Source organism: Jeotgalibacillus haloalkalitolerans (genome assembly GCF_034427455.1).
Lineage (GTDB): Bacteria > Bacillota > Bacilli > Bacillales > Jeotgalibacillaceae > Jeotgalibacillus > Jeotgalibacillus haloalkalitolerans.
This window is the reverse complement of sequence record NZ_JAXQNN010000001.1, coordinates 468,732-486,049: the sequence shown is the minus strand read 5'-3', so window position 1 is coordinate 486,049 and position 17,318 is coordinate 468,732. Positions and strand designations below refer to the sequence as shown.

Below are 17,318 nucleotides of genomic sequence, written 5' to 3'. Positions count from 1 at the left end.
TGAGAGGTTATAAATTCACTTTTTTTCCAACCTTGTTTTATAGTAATTCCGCTGCACATGCTTCTAAAAGTTCAGCTGCTGACACCAGCTTTTCTCCACCACCCTGAGCAAAGTCCGGCTTGCCGCCTCCTCTGCCGTTGATCAGCGGCAGGACAGATTTAACAAGCTGATTCATATTCACTTCCACGTTAGCGCCCCTTCCGCAAACGAGCTGAAGTTTGTCATCTGTTTCATTTACAAAAAGAACGGTTTTCTCTTCATTAACGATCATCTTAGCAAGCTTCTGAAGTTCTGAAACCGGGCGGTCAGTGAAGATTTCTTTGACTACATCTTCTGTATACTGTTTCGCCTCGAATGAAAGCAGCTGATCTTTAAGCTCATCTACTGTCTTTTCAAGCTGACGGTTCTGATCAAGAAGCCGGTCTGCAGCATCCTTGAGCTTTTCCTGAGGAGCGCTCATTTTAGCAGTGAGTGCCTGGATCACTTCATTCTTTTCACCAAGCTGGTTGTTCACTCTCTTCCCGCAGACAAAATAAACCCTCGTGTGCCCGCGCTGCTTTTCAGTGTGAAGAATTTTGATTGTACCCACCTGGCCTGTAGAGGTTGGATGCGTTCCGCCGCAGCCGTTATAATCCGCTTCAGGAATGATCACGAGTCTGATATCGTCAGAGACAGCTACTTCTTTTCTGAGCGGATACTGTGCGAGTTCTTCTTTACTCACCCATTTTGTCTCAATCGGTCTGTTATCAAGTACCAGCTCATTTGCCTGATCCTCTGCAGCCGCAAGCAATTCACTGCTGACACCCTCCGTCTCCAGATCAATTGAGCAGACCTCTTCTCCTAAATGAAAGCTGACGGTCTTTAAGTCAAAGTTATTTTCAAAAGCTGCAGACAGGATATGCTGTCCTGCATGCTGCTGCATATGGTCAAAACGGCGGTTCCAGTCAATTTCACCATGCACGGTTTCAAGTAACGGATCTGTTCCTTCTATATAATGTCTGACTGTCCCGTCCACCTCTTCCACATCATAGACGCGCGCCTGATTCAGTAGACCCGTGTCATGAGGCTGTCCTCCGCCTGTCGGGTAAAAAGCGGTTTGATCCAGCACAATATAGCGCCGCCCCTGTTCATCTGTTCCCTCATCCAATTTTGTCGCCTGAAAGGTTTGTAGATTTACATTTTCATAAAATAACTTCACGGTGTACTGTTTCCTTTCTCTTTGGTTTCCATGACGTCCCAAGGTGTGATGATACCAAGGATCGGTTTGTTACTCGCGCCATTTTCAGTGATGATGAGCGTTACCAGCTTTTCCCCGCGTTCAGCTGCCTGCGAAAAACGGTCCTGTGCTTCATACATGCTGGCATCCTGCCGAATAAAACGGTAGCTCTTCTTCTTTTTATCGTAAGGCTGAAGGTCCTTCACCTGTACATTTTTAATCGACACGTGATCCTGATCCAGATGAGCCGCCAGCCAGTTTGCGATTCCGCTGTCAGTCACAAGTGACGTAACCAGGTTGTGTTTATCCACGAGCGGAAATTGTGAATACGCCTTTTCATTCATGTTGTGAAGCACCTGTTTGAGGGAAGAATCCTCATGCAGCGTGACGACTTCTTTAATAAAACGCTCCACGGTAGGTGGTACCACAAGCTTGCTTCTGATCTCTTGAATCAAATTCACCACATAAGGTGTCGGCTCAGCCAGCACCTCATTCGTATACGTATGTACAATCGCATTTCGCAGCTCAGCGATTTCCTTCAGGTCACTGATATAACGCTTCACAATCCGGTCATTCCGCTGCGCAGCTTTATCAAGGAGCGCCTGAAAACTCATATAATCACCTTTATTGTGCTTCGTCTTCAGATAGCTCTCAATCTCATTAAAATCACGCAAAAAAGCGCGGGAATTGGCAGAGTCCATAGTTCTGTCCCCTTTTTGATTTATGATACAGGTTTTGTGGGTGGAGGTCACTTAATTGGGTTGGGGGTGGTTGGGGGTGGTTGGGGGTTCAGGAGATTACCGGTCTTGTCCCTGAAATAATGATGGGTGTTCAAGAAATGACTACTGGTGTTCAGAACAAAATCTGGGTGGTTCAGGAGATCGTGAGAATAGACCTATCTCCCAAAAACAAAATTGCTGCCCCCATTTAAGGAGCAGCTTTAAATTTTGCTCAGGACATTCCAGGAAACGACCTGCTCCTGTTACTCTCCGTTACTTATGATTCGTTCTTCAAAATAATCACACTACTACTCTCAAGCCCCAATCTTTCCTGCAGTTCCGATGAAATCTTCAGTTCAATTTTATCATTTTCGTTCATATCAAAATATAGTTGATAACCGGTAACAGTTGTTCCGTCTGTAACAGACACATCATCAGGTTCTGATGAGATACTTTCAATATGTTCATAAAACTCTTCACTGATCTTACCTTTCATCATCGTGTCTTCAGGTATCATATCTGAGACAGGGCGCTGCTCCGTCAGTAAAACATCAACTTCAGATTTAGAAACAGCCATTGTTCCATTTTCAGGTATGGCGGTTCCATTCACTTTTAACTCATACTTCCACTGGGATTTTGCGATATCAATCGTTGTTTCTTCTGATAAGCTTGAATCAGTTTCATCAACTGTCGTATTCAACCGGCTCAGCGTATCCCATTCAACTAGTTGCTCACGGGACTCACCTTCAAAAGAGTAAGTGATTTTCAGCCTGCGATCATCGTTTGAAACAAGATGATCTGTTTCAAACTTCAGTGCAACCTCTGTTAATTCATCAATTTCAGACCCTTCTATTCCAATCAGTTCTCCCTGATAATCCTCAAACAACCCAAATTTATCGTTTTCCGGAGTGACATACATAGACCAGGTCAGACCCTCTTCATTCAAAGGATTTCCTTCACGGTCTGTAATCTCAACTGATTCGATAAATGCAGGCTGATGCCCGGTCCATTCTGCAGAAACCATCAAAAAATAAGTACGTTGATCTTCAATTGGGTCTTCAATATCAAAGTTTGTAAAAGTAAAAATCCCCTCATCACTCAGTAAATGTCTTTTCAATGACTTTCTGAATTGTGTCATAGACTCATCATTTATGACTTCATAATAGATACCATCAATCTGGTCTGTTTGTGCTTCCTCCATCAGATTGACTGTCATAATCTTTTCATTGGCCTTTATAATTTTTGCAGCATCAGGTGACACATCAAATTCCTCTTGAATATCTGGTAAGCTCATATCACTGCCTGCATGTGCGAAATATGCCTTCAACACTTCAAGACGTTTTTCCTCCCTGACGATCGGTGTCTGTTCATCATTAGGGTAATACGTGGGCATTTCTCCATCTAACCCCGCTCCGGCAAGAAGTTTATTGACGGTTAATTCATCGAGCCAGACAGTTTCATCGACTTCGATTCGTACTAGTGATTCCACAGATTCAGCGGCTCCTTCAATTCCGTTATAAGCAGCTGAATGAGTGAACTTGTCCTCTGTTGTTTCTCCCTCATTATTAATAAAGATTGTCATCAGTGTGTCCCTTGGAATTGTCGTCATTTTCATACTTCGTGAAGCCGGGTTATAAATGGTGACAACCCCGTACTCAATTCTTCTCTCTGCCTCATCACTGCCTACAAGAGTGAGAAGCGTCAGCGTATCCTCAATACTGTCTTCTTGATCAGCTGGAAGCGGCACTGCATCATCAGGAACATTAGCAGGCATCTTTTCCTGATCTGTCATCATCGGAATAACCAATATACCCCCTATCATCAGAAAAAGAATAGCTGCAACTGCAGGAAATACCCTGGTTAGATTACGATTTTTCTTTTTATATGCGCCATCACTATGAATCTTCTCAAAAACCTTACTCTGATCCCTCTCTGTAAACCTTAATTGATGATCTTTCCCAATCCATTTACGCTCTCTCAATTCGCTCAGCCTCCTCAAGCATAACCTTAAGCTTTTCCCTGCCGCGTTTGAGTCTGGTCTTTACTGTATTCTGCTTTTCACCGATCAGTTCTGCAATCTCTTCAATTTTAAAGTCACGGAAGTAATACAAATCGAGTACTTCTCTGTATCCTGTCGGTAACGCAAGTAAAGCTATATTCACTTCGCGTTGCTGTTCGTGACGGATCGCCGCTTTTTCTGCAGATGCAAAAGTGCTGATCTCTTTTACTTTTTCAGCTGCAACCGTCTTTTTATAGTGCCAGCTTTTCAAATAGTCCTTGCACTCGTTAATCGTAATACGAAATAACCAGGTGCGGTAAGCTGACTCACCCCTGAACGAGTCCAAGTGCTGATAGCATTTCATAAATGTGTTCTGTACCATATCTTTTGCCGTTTCCTCACTCTTTACATATGTAAAAGCAAGCCGCACCAGCTCATCACCGTGCGCTTTCATTAGCTCAGAAAGCAGCTGATCTCTCCCCTTTGAATTCATTGGTCCCTCCCGTTTGAAGCCGGCTTCAGAAGTTCGACGACGTATCATTAAAAATGGTTTCGCATACATGTAAAAAAACCGGAATTATGTTCCGGTTTTTTTACATGTATACAATGCTTATTTCTTCCCATACTCCTTACTATCCCACGCCCAATCGAAAAACGACGCAAGCATCACAGTCAGGAGCGGAATGAGGATGTGCTCAGACCAGACGATTTCCTGCCCGGTGATCAGATCAAGTAATGTCATAACCGCAAAAAGTGTCACACCAAACACCCACCAGTACCTGACACCCTTTTTAAATTTTCCTGATTTCTTCACACCTTCACCCCCATCACCCTGTCAAAAATGCAAGACCGAAGAAAAAGATCCATGCCAGAATGGTGAACAGCTGGATAATTAGTCCAACGATGCTGCAGATCAGGCCTGAGATAGCAAATCCTTTTCCATTTTCCTCACTGATGGCAATCTGCTTCATGGAGATATTCGCAGTGATAATACCTGCTATTCCAAGGATAATTCCGAGAAACGGGACCATCAGTGATAATATGCCGAGCGTGAGTGAAACAATTGATTGTGTATTTGTCTGTGTCATACGATCAGCTCCTTATCATGATTTACGTTTTAAATGGAAAAAAGATTCAGCTTATGAAAAAAATTCGACAGCTGACCACACGAACTGCAGGAAATATATGCTATGATCTTGGATACGAACACTGAAAGGGGATCAATATGAAAGCAGTAAATTGGCAGCAGCTATTTGATCAGCAAGAATCACATACAGTTACTGGGGATGTCCGCATTGTAAAGGATATGAAGGTTCCTCAGCTGAATACGACTAAAAACATCTGGGTTTATCTACCACCAGGATATAATGAAAGTGAAAAGCGATACCCTGTTCTTTATATGCATGACGCGCAGAATGTCTTTGACCAGGCAACTTCCACAGGTGAAGAATGGGGCGTGGACGAATCACTTGAAGCGTTGAGTAGGCAAAATGAATCATACGAGGTAATCGTTGTAGCGGTCGATCACGGGGAAGATGAACGCAGCAATGAATATAATGTCTATGTAAATGATCAACACCAGTTTGGCGGAAAAGGTGAGCAGTATCTCGCTTTTCTAACTGAAACGCTGAAGCCATGGATTGATCAGGAATTCAGAACACTTCCCGGTCCCGGAGATACAATGATCGGCGGAAGCTCATTTGGTGCATATATTTCTCTGTACGCAGGCCTTATATATCCTCATACATTCGGAAAAGTCATGGCCTTTTCCCTGATGGTCTGGCAGGACAACCATACGTTAAAAAAACTGATTAAGAACGGGGATCACGCCTCTTTACAAAAAGTATTCATTAATATTGGTGACACAGAAGACAAAAGCAGGCGCGGTTCAAAGCTTTTATTAGAGGATGCGAAAAATATATCTGAGGCATTTATAGACAGTGGATTCCCGGAAGAAAGGCTCCGGTTTGACATTGTGAAGGACGGAAGGCATCATGAATCTACGTGGAGAAAGGAATTTCCCGACGCTTTTCAATGGTTGATGAAGTCTTAAAAAGGAGGTCATTACGATGTCTTTTTTACGCCCTGAATTAAAAAGCATCTTATTTCTGATGCTGACAGCAGTGATTACCGGAATTGTTGTGATCATCGGTCTGGCACCAGCTTCGTTTTCCACACCGCTTGCAATCACAGCAGCAGTCCTTTTCGCCGGGTCACTGCTTATGGGATTTTTCCAGCTGTTTGTCTCTGCCCGTATAAACATTTATATGATGCTTGGATTGGTTTTTTCAATCATCAACATGGTTTCACTCGCATCATTTGTGATGCTGTTGACTGCTGATACAGTTTAGAGGGAGGCTCGAATGAACCCGGAGCATATTAAAGAATGTACAACAATTGAAGAATTGATGACTGCTTTTCCAGTAATGAAGCAGCTGCGTACGCATTTGGATGAGGCTGCCTATCTGTCGCTGATTGAAGAAGCACGGGAAAAAGACAGCTACAGACTTTTCGCGCTTTATGAGGGTAGTGAAATCGTGGCTGTGGCAGGATTTAAGCCCATGATTACCTTATACTATGGACGGTTTGTGTGGGTGTGTGATCTTGTCACAGATCAGACGAAACGATCATATGGCTATGGTGAAAAGCTGTTGAATTTCGTACATAGCTGGGCAGCAGAAGCAGGCTATGAGCGCGTTGCCTTATCTTCAGGACTTCAGCGTACCGATGCACACCGGTTTTATGAATCTAAAATGGGCTATGACAAAGTCAGCTACGTATTTAAAAAAGAATTATAGCGTATACAAAAAGCAGGCACCTGATGCCTGCTTTTATCTTTTCTCCAAACCTTTACTTCTCATCGCAATTGTACAATCTCTGCAAGAAGGTTCGTACAGCCCTTTTTGATCATTCTGCTTCGATGGACGCTCTGCTTTCAGGTAAATATCTTCGTAAAGCTCCATCCATTTGTTACATTTACTGCACTTCAACCTTCTGGAAATACGACTCATCCTCTCGACTAAACAATGTCAACGATCATTAACGCATCTATTTATTTCCCTAAATAAACCTCTTTATAACCTGATTTTGAATATTTTTTTGAATAAATGGAAAAATAATTGTGACAGGAGGTAGAAAGCGATGAATGAAGAGACGAAGAATGATTCAGTTGAACAGCGTTTGAAAAGAGAACGCGGTGAGGATATCGAGCCGCAGCGTGATCCTGATAAACCTGCTCACACAAAAACTGCAAAAAGTAATTAAGCTGTGTTGAGGGCCCGAAATTGGCTCTCTTTTTTGTTTTCACAAAAGATTTATAAAAGCAAAGGACATTCGCTGTGTGCAAACGCGTAACAATTTGCTAAAATTAGACATTAAAGGTGTGGAGCTATCTAATCTTCCACGCATTGAATAAGGGAAAGGAAGACCCTTCCATGGCGTTCTTTTTATTAATGGCATTAGCCAGCATACCGTTATTTTTAGCAGTTTCTTTACTTTTTTACTCAAGATCAGTCAATACAAAATCATTTTCAATCTTTCTTTTCCTAATCTCGCTCTGGCAGATGGGAATTGCCGTTTTATACAGCCAGGACGTCTTTTCATTAAACGTCATCGACTGGTTATTCAGGTTCTTCAGATCCGGACCGATTTTTCTGATGCCGGTCATGTACATCCTTGGCGTCATTATGGTCAAACAGAGTCCTGAACTCGCAGCCTTCAGGAAAGTCTTTAAGATGAAATGGTTTGTCATATTAATGGTCATCAGCACCATTGTCTATTTGATTAACTTCACAAATGCCGGTATTGACGGCTACGAATTTGTACAGGACGGGATGTATTCCCCTGAACACCTGATGCCGCTGTACGGAGCACTGAATGTCACATTTATGATCAATACGCTGCTAGTCATTACCAATACAATTCTTTTTGCTATAGCAGCCAGTGGGATTCGAACCCGGACGCTCAAAATCTTTTATCTGCATATCAGTATTGGTGCAATCTTTATCTTTTTAAATGGGGTGCTGAGCGCATTCAGTCCGCTCCCATTATATTTTTCAAGCTTCAACTCGATCATTATTGCGATTTTACTGTTTCTGAGCTACGTGCGGATGCAGTCCGGCATGCTGATTCAGGCAAACGATCATCTTGCCCGCCAGCGCACACTGCTTGAAAAGATTATGGATATCAATCCAAACTATCTGGCGGTCATTGACCAGAATAACCGGATCATCCGGCTGAATGATTCAATCTGCAGACTGCTCTCAGTCTCAAAAGAACAGCTGACACATCAGGATCTCTCAGCACTGATGGCCATACGCGAGCTGAATCCCAAACAGGACAGAATGCTGACCCGCTCTGGTGAGATACGCTATATAAAATGGAGCTTTGAAGCGCTTGAGCTCGACAGCCGTGAAGTATATACCCTTTTTATCGGCGTCGACTTTACTGAACAAAAGAACAACGAAAAGCTGCTGCTTGACTCTGAAAAATCCAAAGTCGTCGGCGAACTGGCAGCCAGTATTGCCCATGAAATCCGAAACCCGCTCACAACGGTAAGAGGACTCATACAGCTGGCAAAAGAAAAAACAGATGATCCAAAACTCGAAAATATTATTTTAGAAGAAATTGACCGGATCGTCGAAGTATTAAAAGAGCTTCTGCTGCTTGCACGGCCAGGCACAGAAAGCCCGGAGAACGGTCACAAAGAAATTATTAATGTAGCGGAGGAACTTGAGAATATACACTTTCTCTATCAATCCGTAGCAATCCGTGAAAACAAATTTATCTCGATTCAAAACCTGTTAACATCAAACGGATTAATTCATATTCAAAAATCACACTTTAAACAGATTATGATCAACTTTCTGAAAAACAGTCTGGAAGCAACTGTGCCTGAAAGTAAAATCAAAATCAAAGTCGACAGCCCGGACGGACAGATCCGAATCCGCATCATCGACAACGGAAAAGGCATCGCCAAATCCCGCCTATCAAGAATCGGCGAGCCATACTATACCACAAAAGAAAAAGGAACCGGTATCGGCATGGCCGTCTGCTTCAAACTGATTAAGGATCACGACGGTGACATTAAAGTAAACAGTAAAATCAACTGGGGTACAACGATTACAGTGACATTCCCTGCCGCCTCATTGGGGCAACCAAAAACTAAAGCCATTTAAAAAGCACAAGGGACCGGGTTCAGTCTCTTGTGCTTTTAACCTGTATAAACGTCTTCTTTTGCATAACGGACCTTATCCGGCTTAATCGCAGCTAATGAAAATGCAAGCGTGATCGGCCCCACCCTTCCCAAAAACATCAGTATGATAATGATCAACTTACCTGGCACACTCAAATCAGCTGTGAGCCCCATTGAAAGCCCAACCGTACCAAAAGCCGAAAACACTTCAAATGCGACTTCCAAAAATGGCAATTGCGGATCAGTCAGCGTCAGTCCAAGCAGACAGATAAAAACTGTGATAAAGCCCGCAAAGGTGATCGCAAAAGCTCTCATCACAATATTATTCTTAATCGTGCGTCCAAACACCGCAACCTCACTTTTATTCTGCAGATACGTAATAAACGTCAGCATAATAATAATCGCAGTCGTCAGCTTAATTCCACTCCCGGTTGAACCACTTCCAGCACCGATGAACATCAGTGCCATCATGAATAAAACAGACGATTCTTCCATACTTCCAATATCAATTGAGTTAAAGCCGGCAGTCCTTGTTGTGACACCCTGAAAATATGAAGCCCAGAGCTTATCAATCAATGACATATCACCAATTGTACCGGGGTTACTGTATTCCGAGAAAAAGATAAATAACAACGCAACCGTATTAATGACCAGTGTACCGACAATCATCAGCTTCGAATGCAATGTCAGCTTTTTAAACTGCGGCTTATGATAGACATCTACCAAAACCGTAAAGCCAATCCCTCCCAGTATAAATAAACCGGTAATTACCAGATTAATAACCGGATCACCAACGTATCCCATCATATTATCCGACCATAATGAAAAACCGGCGTTATTAAATGCAGAAACTGAATGAAATAAACTGACATGAAGCCCTTCCGTCCAGCCGTACTCCGGCACCCATACCGTCGCAAGCAGGACCATTCCAATCAGTTCGATCACAAGTGAAAAAATGAATAGAGATAATACAAGCCGGACTACGCCTCCGATTGACGTCTGACTGAGCGCTTCCTGAATCAGCAATCTCTCTTTCAGCGTAATCTTCTTTCTTAAAAAAAGAATAACCAGCACAGCGAAAGTCATAAATCCAAGCCCGCCAACCTGAATCAAAATCATAATCACCGCTTCTCCAAAAAGCGTAAAAACTGTTCCGGTGTCTACAACCGCAAGACCAGTTACAGTAGTGGCAGATGTAGCGGTAAATAAGGCATTCAGCCACGAAATGCCATCATACGTTGACGCTGGCATCTTCAATAAAAGAGTGCCTATCAGAATCGTAATTCCAAATCCCGCCATAAGAAACTGCGGCGGTGTCAGCTGAACCCTTTTCAACTTCATCATAGCGCCTCGATTCCACCTTATTGACGCTAAAATACTCCTGTTGGAACACTTTGTCAATAGGAGGAGAATGGATAATATTTCTTCTTTTTTCACAAAAAATGCCCCCCAATGGACAATGGGGAGCCAAACTAGCATAAAGGTGATGTTGTCATGGTTCACAAACCGTTGACTGCTTTTTCTATACCCGGATTTTTGTTTTGGAAAACTGGTTTTTGGCTGGGAATGTGCATGGTGATACAGGGGGACGGAGGTTTGTGTATCATTATGGGAATTCCTGCATAATAGATACACTTACCTCCGTCCCCAGTGTTTCACTTCCCAAAAACAGCCACAAACCTCGTAAAACTCTCAATAAACTTATCAATCTGCTTTTCTGTCCCCTCATCTGTCAGGCGGCCGGATTCCGGAACAATTTTTGTCTGGTAGCGGCTTGCAATGATTTTCGGGTTGGTCATGATATTTGCGTTCATGTTTGTGAGAATTTGGCGCACCTGCATTTGTGATAGTGCGGTTCCCACATTCCCATTTGACGCACCGGCAATAGCGACCGGCAGATTTTTGATGGAGAATTCTTTCGGTGAGCGCGACGCCCAGTCAAGTGCGTTTTTCAGTCCGCCTGGTATGCCTGCATTATATTCAGGTGTGACGATCAGCACCCCATCAGCTTCATTCAGCTTTTTGCGGAAAGATCGTACTGACTCCGGGTCCCCTTCCGCTTCAATATCTTCATTGAATAAGGGCAGCTCTCCTATTTCTGCTTCCTTCACATGCCACTTTCCTTCAGACTGGCGGATGATTTCGTTCATCAGCTTGCGGTTCAGCGAGTCTTTTCTGAGACTGCCGCACATGGCAACAATGACTGGCAACTCCTGCATACGAACACTCCTTTATGGTCTTTTCCTTATTTTAAATGAATGACCCTGATGATGCATATCTGGAGATCATTCTGTATGCAATTGCCCCTCTGCAGAATTGCTGTTTTCTTTAGGTTTGGTTAAATAGGCGATTCCACCAACTGCAGCACCAGAAATTAGCGTTGCAATTAAAATCCAGAATTCATTACTGATATATACATAACTCGCCATCCCCACTGCGCCGATCAGGAGCGCCGTGATTTCCCATCCCTGCTCTTTAACATAGACTGACCCTAATAATATGACCAGCAGTGCGAGAAGCTCATATTGTATAATTATCTGCAAATTTACCTCCGTCCACATCGGTAGTAACGGAATGAGCGCGCCTGCGATGACGCCTCCTATTTTCTGAAGCCACTTTCCAATTTTCTGCATCATATCCCCCATCAAATCATCATTTTTACACAGGTAAATGATACCATTTTAAGAAGTTTATTTGAATAGTCAGTTTACTTTTTGATACAGGGGGACGGAGGTTCATGTATCACTTCCCCTGAATATTCCATTCTGATACAGCAACCTCCGTCCCCCCGTATCGCTTTTAGTCAAAGCAATCTTTATTACACACTCACAAAAAAGTTGCACTCAACAAACTTTTATCATATAGTAGCATTAGAATCATTTTAATCTAAAGGAGAATGCAGGATGGACGGAGCAGTTTTATTTGCGTTTTTATTAACATTGTTTGCGGGGCTGGCGACTGGCGTGGGAAGTATGTTTGCTTTTTTTGCAAAGCGGACGAATACAGCTTTTCTGTCTGTCACACTTGGTTTTTCAGCTGGGGTCATGATTTATGTTTCGTTTATTGAAATTTTTCCTAAAGCGCTGGATGAACTGACTGCAGGGCACGGGGACCAAACCGGAACGTTGTTTACGGTGATTGCGTTTTTTGCGGGTATGGTGTTAATTGGACTGATTGATAAGTTGATTCCTACTGTCGGAAATCCGCATGAATCTAAGTTTGTTGAGTCGGCTCAGGACCCTGAAGGCGGGGAGACGGTTGCTGCGAAGGCTACAAAAAAAGCAACCCTCAGTCAAAGTGCCGCATTGCGGTTGAGAAAAATGGGTGTGTTTATGGCACTTGCCATTGCGATACACAACTTCCCTGAAGGACTGGCAACTTTTATTTCAGCGCTGGATGATCCTGCTGTCGGGATTGCGATTGCAATCGCTATTGCCTTGCATAATATACCTGAGGGGATTGCGGTTTCTGTGCCAATTTATTATGCAACGGGTTCACGCCGAAAAGCGTTTAAGCTGTCTTTCTTATCAGGACTTGCAGAGCCTGCCGGTGCATTAATTGGATTCCTGATCTTAATGCCATTTTTGACGGATACAATGTTTGGACTCGTATTTGCTGCTGTCGGCGGCATCATGGTATTCATTTCGCTGGATGGTCTCCTTCCTGCAGCGCGTGAATATGGCAAGGCGCACCATGCGATGTATGGGATGGTTGCCGGTATGATTGTGATGGCTTCAAGTTTAATTTTACTTATGTAATAAAAACCCCGGTCCTCCGGGGTTTTTATTTGATCGACATTGTAAAAGAATGACTTCTTGACCTGTTTCTTGAAAAGGCGTTGTGCTACACTGAATCTATCAGATTTTTCCAACTATATTTTTCGGGGGACCCATGATGGTTGTTTTAAAGGTTATCAGGCTGGTGCTTGCCGTGGCTGCAAGTGTGATTGCGCTATACACGGCTTTTACAGGTCATGTTTTATTTCCAATCTATTATTTAATTTTAGCGATCAGTTTGATCTTTATATTAACCGGATTTGAAAGATTAAGGTCTGAGGCAACAAAAACCGGGGCTTATACTGATTTTGCTTTGGCAGGCGCATTTATTCTGGCGGTTGTGTTTGTGGACTGGTGGTAATACATACTCAGGAACCGGTGCAATTGACCGGTTCTTTTTCATTCAACATTTCCTATGAATTTTGCAATTAAAAACATTAATACATGTTTATTTGTTTATTTATCTAAATGAGCAAATTTATTAAAGGGATTGTGACTGCTTTTACGAAAGATAGTGTTGCCTAAGGGCAATCTATTTTAGAGGAGTGTCATGATGAAAAAAGCTGTTTTATTAATGGTTACGCTTGTGCTGCTTTTGGCGGTGCCGGTTGTGTCGGGGGCATCATCGCTGTCTGTCAATGAGGCGATGAATGAGCCAAATGGGACTGATGTGACGGTTGGCGGTTATATTGTTGGGGTACCGGTATCGACTTCAACAGTACAGCAATCAAATTTCACAAGTGATTATGCGCTTGCGTTAGCTGATGATCCGTCTGAAACGCAGATGTCAGAAATGATTTTTGTGAAGCTGGATGCCGGCTACCGCAGTGAGTATGGTTTGATGAGCAACCCTTCAAATCTAGGCGATTATATTGTAGTTGACGGAACGCGGGACGATTATTTTGCACATGAGGGTGTTGAATCTGTCACTTCAATCAGCAGGGATGCAGCGGAAGATCCGGGTACACCGGGAACTGGTTATTATGCTGACGCGGAAGGTTTAACGGGCGTTGCATTAAAGCAGGCACTACATAATATTATTGACGATCATCAGGAGATTTCCTACGCAAATGCCTGGGAAGCGCTACGTAATACAGATGAGGATCCGAACAATTCAAATAACGTTCTTCTTTTATATACAGGCAAGTCCATTTCAAAGTATGATAATGGCGGTCTGATTGATGAGTGGAACCGCGAGCATGTCTGGCCGCAATCTAAAGGTGATTTCGGTACGGTCATGGGAACCGGCACTGACCTGCATGCACTGAGACCAACTGATGTCACAGTAAATTCATCAAGGCAGAATCTCGACTTTGACAATGGGGGAAGAATCCACCCTGAAGCACCTGACACTTTCTATGACAGTGATTCATGGGAGCCGCGTGATGAAGTAAAAGGCGATATTGCAAGAATGGTATTTTACATGGCCGTTCGTTATGAGGGGGACGCCGGTGAAGTAGACCTTGAAGTGCTTGATCAGGTTGATGTGGCCGGTCCTTACCTTGGCAAACTCTCTACTTTAAAGGAATGGCATGAACAGGACCCTGTTGATGCGTTTGAACGTAATCGGAATGAAGTGATTTTTGATGCATACCAGGGAAATCGCAATCCATTTATTGATCACCCTGAGTATGTAGAAGCGATCTGGTGATTTTATGTAAAAAGCAGACCCCATCACAAGGGTCTGCTTTTAACGTTGGTTCATTTCAAAGCCTTTGTCCTTCATAATATGCTGCAATGCACTTCTGAAAGTTGAAAATGACTGAATTCTGCCGTCTGTGATCACGCCAGAGAGAACAATCTCCCGTGCAAACATCGGGGAAAAGCCCACAAAAATCGTACGCGCACCCATGAGCTTAATTGCACCAATAAGCTCTCTCATTTTAGCAGCCATCAGCTGATAATCTGATTTGTCGACATCATTAATCGTCGTCCCTGATAAGTCAATCAGGACATTCTCGACATCTCCATATTGCAAATGGTAAAGAATCGTCTCCATAATATGTGTGAGTCTTTCTTCAGTCATTCTGCCAGTCAGTGGTACCAGAATCGTATGCGGTACGATCGATGGAATAATCGGCGCAGAAAGCTCTTTAATGTATTTTTCATAGCGTTCCAGTTTCTGATTAAGTAAATTGATTTCATGCTTTAAGCTTTCAATTGTTTCAGACATGGCTTTCCCTCTCTTCGCCAGCAGGATACTCTTAATATACCCCTGAAGTGAGGTGATGTAACCCATGATACAGCGGGGACGGAGGTTGCTGTATCATTATGGGAATGATTTCAAAAATGGCACACGGGGGACAGAGTTCAGTGCGCCATTTTAAAATGAACCACTCAACTCCGTCCCCGATGTGCCCCTCCTGCAACTTCTATTTTAATGATGATGCCCTTCATCATGCTCCTCAGGCTCTTCCTCTACAATTGCCTGTTCTTCTTCAGTCAACTCTCCAACTGTAAAGCTTTTAACAGGCATTGAGGATACACCGTCTGAACTTACATGTGCCTGTATATAGTAAAGCCCTTCTTTTTCAAAGGTGGCTTCAGCCGTATAAACGCCTGCTTCACTGCTCTCGGCCTCAATCCATTCAGATTCTTCCGCTGCTTCCTGCCATACCTCGAAGGTGATGTCATCCGCAGTTTCCAGCAGTTCGCCATTTTCAGTCACATGCACTGTAAATGTTTCAGGTGTGTCTGCCGATATGTCCTCAGGCAAGTAAATAAAAGTTTCCAGCGGCTCGGACAGCCTTGCTTCCGGATTCCCTGCCGCACAGCCGCTCAATAAAATTGCACCCGCAAGTGTTAACGCACCTATTCTTTTATTCATCAACGCTCCCCTCCTTCAAACAGCTGCTTCCGCAAAGGTTGTATACGGGGAATGACAAAGCGGTCAAGCAGGTAAATCACAATAATAGAAATGCCCACAAGCGGCATGAGCACGCCCAGCCCAAGCATGATGAAGAATACGATCCGGGTTACTTTTTTATCCTTCGGCTTCGCCGGAGCGCCTGAACGCCCTTTTGGTTTACGCTTTTTCCACATGATGTATGAGCTGATAATGACGAAAATTAAGCCGATACAGACAATCAGTCCAAGAACCTGATTCGCAAGTCCAAACAGTCGCCCTTCATGCAGCGCGATACCGAGCGTAATTCCCTGCGCCATGATGCCATAATCCGCAAAGCGCACATCACTTAAAATGGAACCGGTATACTGATCCACGTGAAGAGTAGCACTATCAGACGGGTTTGAATGAGAAGTTGCTAATGTATAAACACCGGTTTCCCCCTGTGGCATCGAAATGGTATAAGGCTTTGCGATACTCTGCTGAGATGCAACATTGACAGCGTCATCAACTGAGATCGGAACATATCCATTATCCACTGATGACGGCACAGGCATATTTTCAGAAGCCCACGGCACATCAGACGCCACATCTTTTGCAAGCACCTGTGATTCAGGCTTTTCACCAAAGCTCTGTGCAAATGCTGGATAGCCCGTATTCGTGGAAGTTGCCAGACGATTAATCTGCTCCCCCATGACACCCGACCATGGCAGCCCGGTTAAGATCAGAATTAAAATACCAAGAGAAAGCCAAAACGCAGGTACAGCGTGCATATCACGCCAAAACGTTCTCCCTTTACTCCGAATCCTTGGCAGCACAGTACCCCAGATCGCAGACCTGTTTCTCGGCCACCAGATATATAGACCCGTAATCAGTAAAATTACAGCCCAGCATGCCGCAAGCTCTACAAGCAGATTAGCTGCCGTTCCACCGACCAGCAGTTCACTATGAATACTGACAAAAATATCAGTAAACCTTTCCCCTGACTGAATATCACCCAGCACGGCACCATTATAAGGGTTCACATAGACAGAAGCTGCCTCCCCATTTTGTATAATGCCAACTTCTGTTGAACGGGCAGGATCATCATAAAAACTGACCGATGTTACACTTGCATCCGGATAACTTTCAAGGACACCAGCAGTTTGCGCAGTCACAGCAAGCGCAGTTCCTCCCTCTTCAACAAAATAGAGATCCTTATACAGCACATTTTCAATCTGCGGCTTAAATAAATACACACCCCCACTAAAAGCTAAAATTAATAAGAACGGCGAAAAAATCAACCCGGCATAAAAATGCCACCTCCAGACCGCCTGATACAATGAAGCACTACGTTTTTTTTCTTTCTTCTCACTCACTTCACGCTCACTCATCTTCAACGCTTCCATCCTCACCACTCCTTCCCGGGCACACGTACCCCGTTCATTTCACAATCCTGTTACTTAACTAACGCAGAATTTTTTTAAATGGATCACTTTTTCATGACTCATTTGAAAATTGTAGCAGTGACGTGTGAAGTCAGAGTGAAATAGGACTGAAAATAAGTGCAGTATTTTTAATCTTTCTCTT

General features: G+C 43.5%; 20 protein-coding genes. 8 read left to right on the top strand and 12 right to left on the bottom strand.

Annotated elements, in window-relative coordinates:
• Positions 1 to 37: 37 nt before the first annotated feature.
• The 6 genes from UFB30_RS02390 to UFB30_RS02365 form a co-directional block, all read right to left on the bottom strand.
• Positions 38 to 1,198, bottom strand: a complete 1,161-nt coding sequence (locus UFB30_RS02390; protein WP_322420071.1) for an alanyl-tRNA editing protein — start codon at positions 1,196 to 1,198, stop codon at positions 38 to 40.
• Positions 1,195 to 1,917 carry a CBS domain-containing protein gene (locus UFB30_RS02385; protein ID WP_322420070.1) on the bottom strand — a complete coding sequence of 241 codons (723 nt, stop codon included), beginning with the start codon at positions 1,915 to 1,917 and terminating at the stop codon, positions 1,195 to 1,197. Before UFB30_RS02385 ends, UFB30_RS02390 begins: the two co-directional genes overlap by 4 nt.
• Positions 1,918 to 2,212: 295 nt before the next feature.
• Positions 2,213 to 3,916, bottom strand: a complete 1,704-nt coding sequence (locus tag UFB30_RS02380) for an LCP family glycopolymer transferase (RefSeq protein ID WP_322420069.1) — start codon at positions 3,914 to 3,916, stop codon at positions 2,213 to 2,215.
• A complete protein-coding gene (locus UFB30_RS02375) occupies positions 3,903 to 4,427 on the bottom strand; it encodes a sigma-70 family RNA polymerase sigma factor (RefSeq protein ID WP_322420068.1) in 525 nt (174 codons plus the stop codon). The genes UFB30_RS02380 and UFB30_RS02375 overlap by 14 nt, the downstream gene beginning before the upstream one ends.
• Positions 4,428 to 4,544: 117 nt before the next feature.
• Positions 4,545 to 4,748 (bottom strand): hypothetical protein, encoded by a 204-nt coding sequence (locus UFB30_RS02370; protein WP_322420067.1) that lies wholly within the window; start codon positions 4,746 to 4,748, stop codon positions 4,545 to 4,547.
• A gap of 13 nt (positions 4,749 to 4,761) precedes the next feature.
• Positions 4,762 to 5,022 (bottom strand): DUF4190 domain-containing protein, encoded by a 261-nt coding sequence (locus UFB30_RS02365; RefSeq protein ID WP_322420066.1) that lies wholly within the window; start codon positions 5,020 to 5,022, stop codon positions 4,762 to 4,764.
• A gap of 137 nt (positions 5,023 to 5,159) precedes the next feature.
• Between UFB30_RS02365 and UFB30_RS02360 the strand changes: the two genes are divergently transcribed.
• The 5 genes from UFB30_RS02360 (at position 5,160) to UFB30_RS02340 (ending at position 9,111) form a co-directional block, all read left to right on the top strand.
• Positions 5,160 to 5,987, top strand: a complete 828-nt coding sequence (locus tag UFB30_RS02360; RefSeq protein WP_322420065.1) for an alpha/beta hydrolase — start codon at positions 5,160 to 5,162, stop codon at positions 5,985 to 5,987.
• Between the two features lie 16 nt (positions 5,988 to 6,003).
• The gene (locus UFB30_RS02355) at positions 6,004 to 6,285 is read left to right on the top strand and encodes a hypothetical protein (protein WP_322420064.1); all 282 of its coding nucleotides are present in this window, start codon (positions 6,004 to 6,006) and stop codon (positions 6,283 to 6,285) included.
• A 12-nt stretch (positions 6,286 to 6,297) separates the two neighbouring features.
• Positions 6,298 to 6,732 (top strand): GNAT family N-acetyltransferase, encoded by a 435-nt coding sequence (locus UFB30_RS02350; RefSeq protein WP_322420063.1) that lies wholly within the window; start codon positions 6,298 to 6,300, stop codon positions 6,730 to 6,732.
• 343 nt (positions 6,733 to 7,075) lie between these two features.
• Positions 7,076 to 7,198, top strand: a complete 123-nt coding sequence (locus tag UFB30_RS02345) for a 3-methyladenine DNA glycosylase (RefSeq protein WP_322420062.1) — start codon at positions 7,076 to 7,078, stop codon at positions 7,196 to 7,198.
• 170 nt (positions 7,199 to 7,368) lie between these two features.
• Positions 7,369 to 9,111, top strand: a complete 1,743-nt coding sequence (locus UFB30_RS02340; RefSeq protein WP_322420061.1) for an ATP-binding protein — start codon at positions 7,369 to 7,371, stop codon at positions 9,109 to 9,111.
• Between the two features lie 35 nt (positions 9,112 to 9,146).
• On the opposite strand, the gene UFB30_RS02335 is transcribed toward UFB30_RS02340, so the two are convergent.
• The 3 genes from UFB30_RS02335 to UFB30_RS02325 form a co-directional block, all read right to left on the bottom strand.
• Positions 9,147 to 10,469 carry a TrkH family potassium uptake protein gene (locus tag UFB30_RS02335; RefSeq protein WP_322420537.1) on the bottom strand — a complete coding sequence of 441 codons (1,323 nt, stop codon included), beginning with the start codon at positions 10,467 to 10,469 and terminating at the stop codon, positions 9,147 to 9,149.
• Between the two features lie 314 nt (positions 10,470 to 10,783).
• Positions 10,784 to 11,347, bottom strand: a complete 564-nt coding sequence (locus tag UFB30_RS02330) for an NADPH-dependent FMN reductase (protein ID WP_322420060.1) — start codon at positions 11,345 to 11,347, stop codon at positions 10,784 to 10,786.
• Between the two features lie 66 nt (positions 11,348 to 11,413).
• Positions 11,414 to 11,761: a hypothetical protein gene (locus UFB30_RS02325; protein WP_322420059.1), complete on the bottom strand. Its 348-nt coding sequence runs from the start codon at positions 11,759 to 11,761 to the stop codon at positions 11,414 to 11,416.
• 270 nt (positions 11,762 to 12,031) lie between these two features.
• Between UFB30_RS02325 and zupT the strand changes: the two genes are divergently transcribed.
• The 3 genes from zupT to UFB30_RS02310 all read left to right on the top strand — a co-directional run bounded on the left by zupT (position 12,032) and on the right by UFB30_RS02310 (position 14,555).
• Entirely contained in the window at positions 12,032 to 12,886 is an 855-nt protein-coding gene (zupT, locus tag UFB30_RS02320; RefSeq protein WP_322420058.1) for a zinc transporter ZupT, read from the top strand.
• 136 nt (positions 12,887 to 13,022) lie between these two features.
• Entirely contained in the window at positions 13,023 to 13,265 is a 243-nt protein-coding gene (locus UFB30_RS02315) for a hypothetical protein (protein WP_322420057.1), read from the top strand.
• 192 nt (positions 13,266 to 13,457) lie between these two features.
• Positions 13,458 to 14,555, top strand: coding sequence for an endonuclease (locus UFB30_RS02310; protein ID WP_322420056.1), 1,098 nt, complete (start codon positions 13,458 to 13,460; stop codon positions 14,553 to 14,555).
• Positions 14,556 to 14,594: 39 nt separating this feature from the next.
• On the opposite strand, the gene UFB30_RS02305 is transcribed toward UFB30_RS02310, so the two are convergent.
• From UFB30_RS02305 to UFB30_RS02295, 3 genes are all read right to left on the bottom strand, one after another.
• A complete protein-coding gene (locus UFB30_RS02305; protein WP_322420055.1) occupies positions 14,595 to 15,077 on the bottom strand; it encodes an STAS domain-containing protein in 483 nt (160 codons plus the stop codon).
• 204 nt (positions 15,078 to 15,281) lie between these two features.
• The gene (locus UFB30_RS02300; RefSeq protein ID WP_322420054.1) at positions 15,282 to 15,731 is read right to left on the bottom strand and encodes a FixH family protein; all 450 of its coding nucleotides are present in this window, start codon (positions 15,729 to 15,731) and stop codon (positions 15,282 to 15,284) included.
• Positions 15,731 to 17,137: a PepSY-associated TM helix domain-containing protein gene (locus UFB30_RS02295; RefSeq protein WP_322420053.1), complete on the bottom strand. Its 1,407-nt coding sequence runs from the start codon at positions 17,135 to 17,137 to the stop codon at positions 15,731 to 15,733. The genes UFB30_RS02300 and UFB30_RS02295 overlap by 1 nt, the downstream gene beginning before the upstream one ends.
• Positions 17,138 to 17,318: the final 181 nt, after the last annotated feature.

Excerpts from the sequence above, each read along its gene's own strand:
- UFB30_RS02335 (WP_322420537.1), bottom strand. The coding sequence starts at position 10,469 with ATGAAGTTGAAAAGGGTTCAGCTGACACCGCCGCAGTTTCTTATGGCG.
- UFB30_RS02385 (WP_322420070.1), bottom strand. The coding sequence starts at position 1,917 with ATGGACTCTGCCAATTCCCGCGCTTTTTTGCGTGATTTTAATGAGATT.
- UFB30_RS02300 (WP_322420054.1), bottom strand. The coding sequence starts at position 15,731 with ATGAATAAAAGAATAGGTGCGTTAACACTTGCGGGTGCAATTTTATTG.
- UFB30_RS02305 (WP_322420055.1), bottom strand. The coding sequence starts at position 15,077 with ATGTCTGAAACAATTGAAAGCTTAAAGCATGAAATCAATTTACTTAAT.
- zupT (WP_322420058.1), top strand. The coding sequence starts at position 12,032 with ATGGACGGAGCAGTTTTATTTGCGTTTTTATTAACATTGTTTGCGGGG.
- UFB30_RS02325 (WP_322420059.1), bottom strand. The coding sequence starts at position 11,761 with ATGCAGAAAATTGGAAAGTGGCTTCAGAAAATAGGAGGCGTCATCGCA.
- UFB30_RS02315 (WP_322420057.1), top strand. The coding sequence starts at position 13,023 with ATGGTTGTTTTAAAGGTTATCAGGCTGGTGCTTGCCGTGGCTGCAAGT.
- UFB30_RS02310 (WP_322420056.1), top strand. The coding sequence starts at position 13,458 with ATGAAAAAAGCTGTTTTATTAATGGTTACGCTTGTGCTGCTTTTGGCG.
- UFB30_RS02375 (WP_322420068.1), bottom strand. The coding sequence starts at position 4,427 with ATGAATTCAAAGGGGAGAGATCAGCTGCTTTCTGAGCTAATGAAAGCG.
- UFB30_RS02340 (WP_322420061.1), top strand. The coding sequence starts at position 7,369 with ATGGCGTTCTTTTTATTAATGGCATTAGCCAGCATACCGTTATTTTTA.
- UFB30_RS02355 (WP_322420064.1), top strand. The coding sequence starts at position 6,004 with ATGTCTTTTTTACGCCCTGAATTAAAAAGCATCTTATTTCTGATGCTG.
- UFB30_RS02345 (WP_322420062.1), top strand. The coding sequence starts at position 7,076 with ATGAATGAAGAGACGAAGAATGATTCAGTTGAACAGCGTTTGAAAAGA.
- UFB30_RS02295 (WP_322420053.1), bottom strand. The coding sequence starts at position 17,137 with ATGGAAGCGTTGAAGATGAGTGAGCGTGAAGTGAGTGAGAAGAAAGAA.
- UFB30_RS02350 (WP_322420063.1), top strand. The coding sequence starts at position 6,298 with ATGAACCCGGAGCATATTAAAGAATGTACAACAATTGAAGAATTGATG.
- UFB30_RS02330 (WP_322420060.1), bottom strand. The coding sequence starts at position 11,347 with ATGCAGGAGTTGCCAGTCATTGTTGCCATGTGCGGCAGTCTCAGAAAA.
- UFB30_RS02360 (WP_322420065.1), top strand. The coding sequence starts at position 5,160 with ATGAAAGCAGTAAATTGGCAGCAGCTATTTGATCAGCAAGAATCACAT.
- UFB30_RS02365 (WP_322420066.1), bottom strand. The coding sequence starts at position 5,022 with ATGACACAGACAAATACACAATCAATTGTTTCACTCACGCTCGGCATA.